The organism is Streptomyces sp. NPDC127038 (genome assembly GCF_042725875.1).
Taxonomy (GTDB): Bacteria; Actinomycetota; Actinomycetes; order Streptomycetales; family Streptomycetaceae; genus Streptomyces.
The window spans coordinates 1-11,237 of record NZ_JBHXDQ010000119.1 but is presented as its reverse complement, the minus strand read 5'-3'; the positions used below and the strand labels follow the sequence as shown (position 1 = coordinate 11,237).

Genomic DNA, 11,237 nt, shown 5'->3' with positions numbered 1-11,237 from the left:
GCGCGGGGGACCGGGGTGGGGCCGCGCCACAGGGAGATGCCGACGGCACCGAGCGCCAGGGCCCGTTCGGGTTCGGCGTCGGCCCGGCCTGCGTGCTCGAGGGCCCGGTGGAGCAGTTCCTCGGCCTCGGCGTGCCGACCGCGCCGCTGCCGGTCCTGGGCGACCCGGACACTCGCGCGGGCGATGCCCTGGTCGTCGCCCGCCCGCGTGAACAGCGGAAGCGCCTCCTCGGCCACCTCGGCGGCGGACCCGTGCCGGGGGTCGAGCGCGGTGAGCGCGAGACGGGCGTGGGCGGCGCCCAGCGGATCACCGGCCCGTTCGGCCGCGTCGAGCGCGTTCGCCAGCAGTTCCCTGCCGGGTCCCGGCTCGCCGCGGGCCACCTTCGTCTCGCCGAGCCGCCGGGCGGCCTCCCCGGCGACGGGATCGCCGGGTGCGGCCAGGTCCAGGGCCTGGGTGAGCAGGTCGTCCGCCCACGGCAGGTCGGAGCGGGCCAGGGCGGCCGCTCCGGCGCGGGTGAGGACCTCGGCGGCGCGGGCGCGCAGCGCGTCGGTGCCGCCGTCGTGGACGCCCAGTTCGGTGAGCAGCCGGTGGGCGCGGGCCAGATGGGAGCCGACGGCCGCGTCCCCGGCCTCGTGGCGGACGAGGACGTCCGCGGCGTGCTCGTGGCGCCGGGCGCGTACCTTCTTGGCCATGCCGCGGTACGCGGTTTCCTGCACCAGGGCGCTGCCGAACCGGAGCACGGAGCCGGTGGACCGGGCCCGGCCGCCGGTTTCGATGAGGCGCCTGCGTACGAGGCCGCGCAGCAGGCCGCTGGGGGAGTCCGCCGGGGCCGCGGGCTCCTCGGCACCGGCCAGCTCCGTCAGGTCGGCGCGCCGGAACTCGCGCCCCAGGACGGCGGCGACCTGAAGCAGGGTCCGCTCCTCGGGCGGGAGCGCGTCGATACGGGCACCGAGCAGGGCGTGGACGGTCAGCGGCAGGTCGTCGCACTCGGCGGCCATGGCCGTCAGCTGCTCCAGGTACAGCGGATTGCCCTCGGCCCGGTCGAGCGCGCCCTCCAGCACGCCGTGCCGGTGGGCGCTCACCTCGACCAGTTCGCCGGCGAGCGCGGCGGCCTCCTCCCGGGTGAGCGGGGTGAGCAGCAGCGACGCGGACCGCATCCGCCCGCTGCCCCAGCCGGGGTGTGTCTCCAGCAGTTCCGGGCGGGCCACGCACACCAGGGCCACGGGCGAGCGGTCGAGCTCGTCGAGTAGCCGGTCCGCCAGGTCGAGCAGCGGCTCGGACGCCCAGTGACAGTCGTCGAGGACCAGGACCACGGGCCGCTCCCGGGACAGCGCGTCCAGGAGGCAGGCCAGCGCCATCAGGGTGTCGTCCGTCGACGGGCTCGGGGTGCCGTCCGCGAGGAGTCCGGTCCGCAGCAGGCCCAGCGCCTGCGTGGCCTCGGTCCGCTCGGCCTCCGGCAGTCCGTCCAGGGCCGCTTCCTCGCCGGCGGACACGAGCACCTGGCGCACGGCCTCGGCGAGCGGCGACAGGGAGCCGGTCTCGCCGTAGGGCCGGCACCTGCCCTCGCCGTACGCCGGGCAGTCCCGCAGCCATTCGCGCAGCAGCCGCGTCTTGCCGAGCCCCGCCTCGCCGTACACGGTCACCAGGTGCGACCGCGGATCCGTCTCCAACTTGCGCAGAAGCAACCGCAGTTCGGCGAGCTCGTGCTCACGTCCGATGAAAGGGGTGTCGAAGCGGCGTACGCGCTCCGGGTCGTCCTCGTGCAGCGCGACCAGCCGGTGCGCGGGTACGGGGACGCCGACGCCCTTGAGGGACAGCGCACCTGCGGGCTCGGTGACCGCGGAAGGGCCGGCGGCGCGCAGGGTGGCGGGGCCGATCAGGATCTCGCCTGCGCCGGCGTGCTGTTCGAGCCGCGCCCCGATGTTGACGACCTCGCCGGAGACCAGGGCCTGCCGGGCGGCGGGGTCCACGCTCACCACCACCTCGCCGGTGTTCACCCCGATGCGGACGGCGAGCCGTACCCCGTGCTCCCGCTCCAGTTCGGCGTTCAGGCCGTCGAGTCCGGTGACCATGCCGCGCGCGGCCGCCAGGGCCCGGTGGGCGTCGTCCTCGTGGCGCACCGGCACCCCGAACACCGCCATCACGGCGTCGCCGATGAACTTCTCGACGGTGCCGCCGTGTTCCTCGATCCGCGCCCGCATCAGCGCGAAGTACCGCAGGGTGACCGTGCGCAGCGTCTCCGGGTCGAGCCGTCCGGACAGGGCCGTCGAGCCGACGAGATCGCAGAACAGGACGGTCACCACCCGCCGTTCCTCGGCCGTGGCGGTGTCTCCCGCGGCCACGCAGGCGCTTCCGCACCGGGGGCAGAACGCGGCGCCGTCCGGCGGGGGTTCGGGACACCGCGGGCACTTCACGCGCGCTCCGCCGGTCGTCGCGCCGGTCATCAGAACAGCGCTCCGCCGGCGATCTCGCTGTGCGCCTGCACCTCCGGCTCGGCCGCGTCGAGCCGCTCCTTGAGGTCGAGGAGCATCGTCAGCTCCTGTGCGCTGAGGTCCTGGAGCACCTCACGCTGCTCGGGGGAGAGGCTGTGCAGCGGGAACCCGGCGTCCTCCAGCGCGCGGAGGCGGTCGCGATCGGGTGCGGGGTCATTCATGGGGGCTCTCCCATTCGGTCGGTGCCAGGGTGATGCGGTCGAACAGCTCGGCGAGGCGGGCGACCGTGTGCAGCGCGCTGACGGCCACGAGGGAGCGTTGCGCGGCGTCCAGGGGCAGCCGGTCGATCAGCAGGTCCAGGTCCGCGGTGTGCCCGTCGTCGAGGTCCGCGTGCAGGCGTACGGTCTCGAAGGCGGCCGGCGGCAGGCCGCTCTCCCGGGCCAGCCGGCCGGCCAGGCCCGGCGCGGGCGCGTTGCCCTCCAGAACGGCGATGTAGCCGAGCAGCGCCACCGGGTGGCTGTGTTCGACCCAGTAGTACTGGGCGCCCACCAGGGCGGCCACGTGCGGCGCGGGGACGGCCTCGGTCAGCTCGTCCGGTGCGGTTCCGGCCGCCGCCGCGTCGTCGAGCAGCCAGCCGTCGTGGCCCCGTTCCTCCTCGGCGTGCGCCCGCAGATAGCGGGCGAGCGGTCCTGCCACGGGGTCCCGGGGCATCGCCTCGCAGCGCCCGGCGGCGCGTTCCATCAGGGGAACGGAGGCGCGGATCACCTGGTGCATGGCGCGCAGATAGCGCCGGTAGCGGTCGGCGAGTCCGGGTCCCGACTGCCACATGCGGGCGGTGGCCGACCGCAACACAGGCTCTGCGAGAGACAGTTGGACGCGCACACTCGCGACGGCCGACGGGCTCACCCGGGGACCTCCCTGGTCCCGGGACCGCCGAGCAGCACGAGGGACGCGTACCGGTCGCTTCCGTAGCGTCGCAGCAGCGTGGCGGCCCCTGCGTCACGCTGGAGCCGGGCGCCGAGCGCGTCCATCGCGCCGGCCGCGGGACGGGAGCCCGCCCGCCGGGCCGCGTCCAGGGCCGCCGGCCGCCCGCCCAGGGCACGGCAGTCCGTGCACGAGCCGACGCCCGCGGTACGGATGGAGCGCAGGACCGGTGACTCCTGGCAGCGGCGGCGGATCGCGGCCCAGTCGTCGTCGGCGACATGGCCGAGACGCAGGTGCTCCGGGACGGGGCGGGCGTCCACCACCCGCTGGTTGCAGCAGGCCGTGACGGAGCCGTCGAAGGCCACGGTCGGCCAGGCGGCCATCGCGCACGGCGCCGTGAGGCCCGGGGACGACGGACCCTCGTCCGTGGTGTCCCGGAGGGGGACCGTCCGCGCGGAGGCCCAGCCCGCCGCGCGTCCCACGGGACGGATGTGATTGACCAGCACGGCCGCCTGGTCCCGGAATTCCCCGCGAATGGCGGCGGTGATGTCCGTGAGATAGGTGTCGTCCGCCGCGGTCCCCGTCACATGGAAACTCACGTCCATTCCCGTTTCCCTGATGCGGTGCATCGCGCGAAAGACAGCGGCGCGCGGCACCTCGCGTTCGTGGAACACGTCGACGCTCGCCGAGAAGTGGCCGACGTGCCGCAGCGCGCGCAGGATGCGGTCGGGCACCCGGCCGTCGGCCGCGAAGAACATGCCGCTGAGCACCGAGGTGCGCGTTCCGGCCGCCGCGGCGAGGGCCGCGAGGTCCGCCACGAGCGCGGGCCGCAGCAGTGGCTCGCCGCCCGTGAGCATGAGGACCTCCGGACGGTCCTCGGGGGTGAAGCCGCCGACGAAGCGGCGCAGCGCACCGGCCGGCGTGTCCTCGCCCCGCGGCCCCGACGAGGTGGAGCAGTGCGCGCAGCTCAGCGGACAGCGCCGGGTGAGGGTGGCGAGGAGTCCGGCCGCAGGCACCGGACGTAGCTCGATGATCTCCGCCAGCCGCATCGCGTCACCTCCGTAGACCCGGGACGTGCGGGCCCAGCGTGCGCGGGGCGGGTTCGCCGGCGGTTGACGGCCGGTTCGAAGCCGGTACGCGGGGCGGACCTGACCAGCCCGGGGCGTGAGCCTGACCGGCCTCGGGTGTGAGCCTGACCGGCCTGGGCGTGAGCCTGATCGGCCTGGGGGCGGAATGGGGCGCGGACGATCGATCGGCGACGGTTTGCGACCATATGTGCTCTCTATCCCGGCGGGTGCGTTGCTGCATGCACCTTGAGCCATCCTCGAGTCCATGGCCCCGGAACCGGCTCGTGCGCATGCTGTGAAGGCCGAAGGAATTCCACCGAATTCCCGAAGTTCACGGCTCCTCGCGGATTCCCTCACACCGCCGCCCCCGGAGGTTTTCGTGCACAGAATTCTTTCCCGCTGTCAGAACACCGACGACACCGGCTGGGGAAGGGGCTGAGAGGGCGAGATGACCGACTCGCTCACGGAAAGCCGCGCTGTGGCGTCGGATCACGCAATTCCGCGAGAGCCCGCCGGTCACATCGGAAGTGAGAACGCCACGGGCGCTCCCTTGCGACTCGATCTCCTCGGCCCGCTGCGGGCCTCCCGCGGCGGCCTGCCGCTCGCGCTCGGCCCGCTGAAACAGCGCCTCGTCCTGGCCGTCCTGCTCACCCGCCCGAACACCCCGGTCTCGGTCGAGGAACTGACCGACGCCCTCTGGCCCGACGACCCGCCCCGCACGGCCCGCAAGAACCTCCAGGCCTACGTCTCGACCCTGCGCCGCGTGCTCGACCCCGACGACCTCGGCCGGCTGCACCACGGCCCCGGCGGCTACGTACTGCGCCTGACCGCGGAGGAATGCGACTCCCTGCGCTTCGAGGAACTGGCCCGGCGCGGCGACACCGAGGCACGCGCGGGAGCGCCCAGCCACGCGGCCCGGACCTACCGGCAGGCCCTCGACCTGTGGCGGCACGACCCCTTCAGTGACCTGGCACCCCGCGCCGACGTGCTGCGCGCCGCCGTCGAACGCCGGCAGGCCCGGCGACTGGCCGTCTACGAGGCCTGGGCGGAAGCACAGTTGGAGATAGGGGACCCGGGCCCGGTCGCCGACACCGTCGACGAGATGGTCGGCCGCCACCCCCTGCGCGAGCGGCTGCGCGCCGCCCAGCTCACCGCCCTGCACCGGGTCGGCCGCAGGACCGAGGCCCTCGCCGCGTACGACGACTGCCGTCAGCGGCTGTCCCGGGAGCTCGGCCTGGAACCCGGCGCGGCCCTGCACGGCGCCTACCGCTCCCTGCTGGACGACCTCGCCCCGCCCCGGCCGCGCGGCGCCCCCGCCGGGTCGCGGCTGCTGCCGCCCGACCTCGCCGACTTCACCGGCTGCACCTGGGAACTCGACTACGTCTGCGCCCAGTTGGACTCCGAGGGCGGCCCCCCGGTCCTCGTCACCGGAGCGGTCGGCGTCGGCAAGACGGCCTTCGCCGTCCATGTCGCCCACCGCCTCGCCGCGCGCTACCCCGACGGCGTCGTCGCCACCCGGCTCTGCGCCGAGGACGGCTCCGCGCGCCCCTGGTCATCCGTCCTGGCGGAACTGGCCCGCGCCCTCGGCTGCACCGAACGGCTGCCCGCCGACCGGGAGGAGGCCGCCACCGTATGGCGCTCCTGGCTGTCCGGGCGCCGGATCCTGCTGCTCCTGGACGACGCCCCCGACGCCGCCTCCCTCGCCCCGCTGCTCCCGCCGTCGGGCACCGCCGCCGCGCTGATCACCTCCCGCGGCCGGCTGCCCTGGCTGGAGCCCGCGCACCGGGTGGAACTCCCGCCGCTGTCCACCGCGGAGGCCCTGGACCTGCTCGGCGGAATCATCGGCAGGACCCGGCTGGCCGCCGAGCACACCGCGGCGGAACGGATCGCCGCCGCCGCGGGACACCTCCCGTTCGCCCTGCGCGCGGCCGGAAATCGCCTGTCGGTGCTGCGTCACATGCCGCTCGGCCAGTACGCGGACCGTCTCGAACACCCGGTGGAGGCGCTGGACGAGCTCGCCTCCGGCGGACTCGGGGTCCGTACGCGCCTGGCCGGGGCCTGGTCCCGCCTGCCCGCACCCGCCCGTGGCGCCCTCCAGGCCCTGGCCGCGCTGCCCGGCGCCTCCTTCACCCTTCCCGCCGCGGCACGGTGCCTGGGCAAGGACGGACGGGACACGCAGCGCTCCCTGGAGGACCTGATCGACGTGGGCGTCCTGCCCCCGCCGTCCCTGCCCGAGGTGACGGCACACCTGACCACGGCCCCGGAGGCGATGCGCTACGAACTGCCCTGGCTGACCCTGCTGTTCGCCCGGGAACAGGCGGCGGCGCAAGGCGAGCGGTGCTAGAGCCTGTCCGCGTGCCGCGAGCGCCCACCGTGTGCGTGGTCCCCTGCGGTGCGACCCGGGCGGCGGCGCTCCCGGCGGACGGCGGCCCGGCGTCGTACGGGACTGCCGAGCCGGCCGGGCGGTCCGCCACGGGCCGGACATGACGCGTCACCGCGTACCGCGCGCGAACGCCTCACCCCGTGGTCGCCGAGGCCGGACCGGAGGACTGCACACGGGCCAGATAGCCGGCCTGGAACCGGCTCGCCGCTCCCAACTGCTCCATGATCTCGGCGATGTGCTTGCGGCAGGTGCGCAGCGACATCCCCAGCCGCCGGGCCACCATCTCGTCCTTCATGCCCTCGGCCAGCAGTCGTACGATGGCCTGCTTCACCTCGTCCCGCGCCGAACTCTCCGTCCAGGCGGGGTGGTAGGGCTCGGCCAGCGACCAGGCGTGGTCGAAGGTCGCGCAGAGGTACGACACCGTGGACGGGTCCTGGATCACGATCGCCGCGTCCGGGTCGTCCTGGTGCGGGATGAACACCGTCTCCCCGTCGAAAGCGACCATGCGGCCGAACAGTTCGCTCAGGGTCCTGATCTCGGCGCCCTCGTCGGTCATCCGCCGCGCGTACTCCTGCGTGGGCAGGTGGTAGCGGGCCGTGTGCTGGTACAGCGTCCGCATCCGTATGCCGCGGCGCAGCATGTCACGGTCCTGGATGAACGCCTGCTCCAGCAGCGCGGGGGAGCGCCCGCCCCCGGGATGGCAGGTGCGGACCTCCTTGCGGCACCGCATGGTCGCCTCGGTGATCATCCCCACGACGGTCTTCAGGTCCGTGATCTCCGTCAGGGGAGCGCGTCCCTGCCACTGTCTTCGGCCCTCGGCATAGAAGGGCGCCAGGAGGGAAAGCTCTGCCCGCAGCCGGTCGATCTCGGCGAGCTGGCGGCGCAACCCGGCCTCCTTCGGCGCGACCAGCGCGGCGAGGGCGGCGTCCGGTGCCACCGCCACGAACTGGTCGGGGTTCCCGGGCAGGCGGCGCAGCAGCAGAAGTCCGGTCAGCGCCGCCACCGCGGAAGCCGCGCGGCTCTCCGGCAGCCCCAGCGTCGTGCCCAGCGTCACGGCGTCGCACGATCCCTGGTCGCTCACCCACCGGAACACCCGGACGGCGTCCTCGGACAACTGCGTCTCGTGCGACGGCCACCCCGCCGACGTCCACAGGTCCGCAACCGTTCCGTCCTCACCGATGTCTCCCACCCGACCCCCCTCAACAGCCAGAAGACCCCGACAGCCGCTGTCGTGTCCATTGTTCGGATGTGCGATGGAGTTTCCCAGACCCGCCCGGAAGGAATCGATGTGAAACCGGCCAAAGGCGCATTCGTCCTGCTCTTCGAGCGCTTCACCGTCCTCGGACACTGGGCGCGCACCCGGCAGCGCCGGGGCGAAGGGGTCACGGCCCGCGAGATCCTCGACCAGCCTCCGCGACCGGTCCGCGACGGCGACGACGACGCTCCGACCGTTCCCACCCCCCACTGGTGAAGGGGCGGCGCCGACGGACCCGCGGCGGCGGAGCGCCGGAGCCGAGGGGTGTCCGGCGCGGCGGGGGCCATCTATTTCGAGTCCAGGCGTTTCGTATGTGCGGGGCGGCGGGATAAGGTCACGTTCGGCGAGGATCTTGCACGGAGGTGTCCGGGGATGGACAACAGCGCGCCCGTACGCCGGGGACGGCCCCCGGGGGTACAGACCGTCGAGGGTGAACTGACGGCCCGCCAGGCGGCGATCGTCCGTTACATCACCGAGTCCGTGGCCCGGCAGGGCTACCCGCCGTCGATGCGGGAGATCGGCCACGCCGTGAACCTCTCCAGCACCAGCTCGGTCGCGCACCAGCTGGGCGCTCTGGAGCACAAAGGCGTCCTCTACCGCGACCCCCACCGCCCGCGCGCCTATCGCGTACGCCCTTCCTGGGCCCCCGACCTCGGCGCCCGCGGCGCGGAACCGGCCCAGGTGCCGCTCGTCGGACGGATCGCCGCCGGCGCGCCGCTGCTGGCCGACGAGATGGTCGAGGACGTCTATTTCCTGCCCCGCCAAGTGGTCGGCGAGGGAGAGCTGTTCGCCCTGACCGTGTCCGGCGACAGCATGATCGACGCGGCGATCTGCGACGGCGACATCGTGACCGTCCGCAAGCAGGACAGCGCCGAACACGGTGACATCGTCGCCGCGCTCCTGGAGGACGAGGCCACCGTCAAGGTTCTGCACCGGCAGGACGGACAGGTGTGGCTGATGCCGCGGAACTCCTCCTTCGCCCCGATCCCCGGCGGCGACGCGCGCATCCTCGGGAAGGTCGTCGGCGTCCTGCGCGTGCTGTGACCGGGCCGCGCGCGGGACGGCAGGGCGCCTGATCGTCGGGAGGCTCGATCATTGGGGAGCCCAATGATTCGGGGGCTACGCTGCATCCATGACGCGCACCGAAGGCCCCGGGGCCCTGGCGCACCTGCGGTCGCTGCCGAGCTGGCTGGTCGGCCGGGTCGCCGCACACGGCCGGAGTCTGGTCGCCGAGGCGATCGCGGAGGAGGGGCTCAGACCGCCGCAGCACACCGTGCTCGCGGCGGTCGCCGAACACGGCCCGGTGGCCCAGGCGGACCTCGTACGCCGGCTCGGCCTCGACGCCAAGGACGTCGTCCTGCTGCTCAACGACCTGGAGGACGCCGGACTCGCCGTGCGCAGACCCGATCCGCGCGACCGCCGCAAGAACGCGGTGACGGTGACCCAGTCGGGCACGCAAACCCTGGAACGATGCGCGGAGTTGGCGGAACGGGCCAACGCCGAGCTGCTGTCACCGCTCAGCGCCGCGGAGGGGCGGCAGTTGATGGACCTGCTGGACCGGGTGCACGAGGCCCGGGCGGGCGATCGGAGGCCTTGACGGTGGAGGCCCCCGCCGGGACCCGCGGCGAGCGCCTTGAGCTCCGCGGCGCCCCCGCCTGACGCTGCTCGGGTCGACCACGTGACCGCACGCGATATCCCGGCGACGGCGGCGATCGTCCCCGGGATACTGGTCGGCCATGGATGAGGTCGAAGTCGTCGTCGCGCATTCCGAACGCGCGACCCTGCGCGTCGGTGACGTGTTCCTGAAAGTGGACGCCGACCAGGCGCGCCTCGACGTCGAGGTCGAGATGATGGACCTCGCGCCGGTCCCGACTCCGCAAGTCCTGTGGCGCAAGCCGCCCGTGCTCGCCATCGCCGCGGTCCCCGGGGCGACGCTCGGGCGTCTCGGCGGGCCGTCGACCGGGTCACCCGCGGCCTGGGCCGCGGCGGGCGCCGCCATCCGGAGGCTCCACGACGCGCCGCTTCCGTCCCGGCTCGGCAGGGCCGGGAAGAGCATGACCGCGCTGGCGGCGGAACTCGACGCCGAATGCGCGTCGCTCGTGACGAACGGTGTCCTGCCGGCCGATCTGGTCGCCCGCAACCGCCGGGTCGCCGAGGCCGCGCTCAGGCCGCGGACGCCGGCGTTCACGCACGGCGACCTCCAGATCGCGCACATCTTCGTGGACGGCGACGAGGTCACCGGCGTCATCGACTGGTCCGAGGCCGGCCGGGGCGACGCCCTGTACGACCTCGCCACCTTCACACTCGGGCACGAGGAGCGCCTCGCCGACCTCCTCGCCGGCTACGGCACCGACGTCGACCTCGACGTGATCCGGGCGTGGTGGTCGGTACGGAGCCTGCTGGTGGTGCGCTGGCTGACCGAGCACGGCTTCGACCCGTTCGCGCCGGGCTGCGAGGTCGACGTGCTGAGATCCCGTATGTGAGGACCTCCCCTGAAGCCCTGGTAGTCCTCTCGCGAACCCCCGGCAGTCCAGGAAACCGTCCGCCGACTCCCGCGCCCGAGAGCCCCGCACGCGGGCCGGCTGATCGACGCACTGTCACAGGATCGTCACCGCGGGTGTACGGGCCCGGTGGCTCTGTCAGCCTGGCGGCTGATCACGTTTCTGGAGATTTCGGGGGAGAACCTGTGCACCACCGTATGTTCCCGGCCGTCCTCGCGCTGGCCGCGCTCGCGTTCGTGAGCGGCTGCTCCGCGGATGACACGGCGAACCCTTCCGGCGGCGGGCGCCAGGCGCCGGGCGCCTCGGCCGGGCTGGGCCTGCCCGGCTCGTCCGGCGCGGGCGCGCGCCCGGCGAACCCCGGCGGCGCGGGGACGGCAGCGGGCCAAGGCCTGGGCCAGGCGGGCTCGGGGTACACCGACCCGGTCGAGCAGTGCGCCGCCGCACTCGTGGCCAAGCCGGACGGCAGCGTGCCCGTCGCGTGTGAGGGGCTGTCGGCCGAGCAGCTGCGCCAGGCGACCGAGGCCGCCATGGAGGCCGCGAAGGAGGCGGCGGAGCTTCAGGAGCAGGGGGATCAGGCTGCGGTCGACCTGACCGGCTGAGTCACTGATCGGGCAGGCCTGGCCGGTCCGGACTGGTGCACTGGGCTGGCACACCGGACTGGTGGGCTGACCGGGC

At 74.1% G+C, this 11,237-nt stretch carries 11 protein-coding genes; 6 read left to right on the top strand and 5 right to left on the bottom strand.

The genetic code is table 11. The features are described from left to right. The 4 genes from ACFWI4_RS40475 to ACFWI4_RS40460 all read right to left on the bottom strand — a co-directional run. Positions 1-2,342: AAA family ATPase (locus ACFWI4_RS40475; protein ID WP_387206620.1), on the bottom strand; the 2,342-nt coding region annotated here is incomplete at its 3' end. 101 nt (positions 2,343-2,443) lie between these two features. Then, the gene (locus ACFWI4_RS40470) at positions 2,444-2,653 is read right to left on the bottom strand and encodes an aroma-sacti cluster domain-containing protein (protein WP_387206618.1); all 210 of its coding nucleotides are present in this window, start codon (positions 2,651-2,653) and stop codon (positions 2,444-2,446) included. Continuing rightward, entirely contained in the window at positions 2,646-3,284 is a 639-nt protein-coding gene (locus ACFWI4_RS40465; protein WP_387206616.1) for an iron-containing redox enzyme family protein, read from the bottom strand. The genes ACFWI4_RS40470 and ACFWI4_RS40465 overlap by 8 nt, the downstream gene beginning before the upstream one ends. A 50-nt stretch (positions 3,285-3,334) precedes the next feature. Then, positions 3,335-4,405: a radical SAM protein gene (locus ACFWI4_RS40460; RefSeq protein WP_387206614.1), complete on the bottom strand. Its 1,071-nt coding sequence runs from the start codon at positions 4,403-4,405 to the stop codon at positions 3,335-3,337. 568 nt (positions 4,406-4,973) lie between these two features. Here ACFWI4_RS40460 and ACFWI4_RS40455 point away from each other — a divergent pair. After that, positions 4,974-6,767, top strand: coding sequence for a BTAD domain-containing putative transcriptional regulator (locus ACFWI4_RS40455; protein ID WP_387206612.1), 1,794 nt, complete (start codon positions 4,974-4,976; stop codon positions 6,765-6,767). Positions 6,768-6,939: 172 nt separating this feature from the next. Here ACFWI4_RS40455 and ACFWI4_RS40450 read toward each other — a convergent pair whose 3' ends face one another. After that, the gene (locus ACFWI4_RS40450; RefSeq protein ID WP_387206610.1) at positions 6,940-7,995 is read right to left on the bottom strand and encodes a LuxR C-terminal-related transcriptional regulator; all 1,056 of its coding nucleotides are present in this window, start codon (positions 7,993-7,995) and stop codon (positions 6,940-6,942) included. A gap of 99 nt (positions 7,996-8,094) precedes the next feature. On the opposite strand from ACFWI4_RS40450, the gene ACFWI4_RS40445 reads away from it, so the two are divergent. The 5 genes from ACFWI4_RS40445 to ACFWI4_RS40425 all read left to right on the top strand — a co-directional run bounded on the left by ACFWI4_RS40445 (position 8,095) and on the right by ACFWI4_RS40425 (position 11,161). Next, a complete protein-coding gene (locus tag ACFWI4_RS40445; RefSeq protein WP_387206608.1) occupies positions 8,095-8,277 on the top strand; it encodes a hypothetical protein in 183 nt (60 codons plus the stop codon). Between the two features lie 48 nt (positions 8,278-8,325). Beyond that, positions 8,326-9,105 (top strand): transcriptional repressor LexA, encoded by a 780-nt coding sequence (gene lexA / locus ACFWI4_RS40440; RefSeq protein ID WP_387206606.1) that lies wholly within the window; start codon positions 8,326-8,328, stop codon positions 9,103-9,105. An 88-nt stretch (positions 9,106-9,193) separates the two neighbouring features. Beyond that, positions 9,194-9,658, top strand: a complete 465-nt coding sequence (locus tag ACFWI4_RS40435) for a MarR family winged helix-turn-helix transcriptional regulator (RefSeq protein WP_387206604.1) — start codon at positions 9,194-9,196, stop codon at positions 9,656-9,658. A 139-nt stretch (positions 9,659-9,797) separates the two neighbouring features. Then, positions 9,798-10,544, top strand: a complete 747-nt coding sequence (locus ACFWI4_RS40430; RefSeq protein ID WP_387206602.1) for a phosphotransferase family protein — start codon at positions 9,798-9,800, stop codon at positions 10,542-10,544. A gap of 203 nt (positions 10,545-10,747) precedes the next feature. Further along, a complete protein-coding gene (locus tag ACFWI4_RS40425; RefSeq protein ID WP_387206599.1) occupies positions 10,748-11,161 on the top strand; it encodes a hypothetical protein in 414 nt (137 codons plus the stop codon). The last annotated feature ends 76 nt before the right edge of the window (positions 11,162-11,237 follow it).

Excerpts from the sequence above, each read along its gene's own strand:
- ACFWI4_RS40435 (WP_387206604.1), top strand. The coding sequence starts at position 9,194 with ATGACGCGCACCGAAGGCCCCGGGGCCCTGGCGCACCTGCGGTCGCTG.
- ACFWI4_RS40470 (WP_387206618.1), bottom strand. The coding sequence starts at position 2,653 with ATGAATGACCCCGCACCCGATCGCGACCGCCTCCGCGCGCTGGAGGAC.
- ACFWI4_RS40430 (WP_387206602.1), top strand. The coding sequence starts at position 9,798 with ATGGATGAGGTCGAAGTCGTCGTCGCGCATTCCGAACGCGCGACCCTG.
- ACFWI4_RS40460 (WP_387206614.1), bottom strand. The coding sequence starts at position 4,405 with ATGCGGCTGGCGGAGATCATCGAGCTACGTCCGGTGCCTGCGGCCGGA.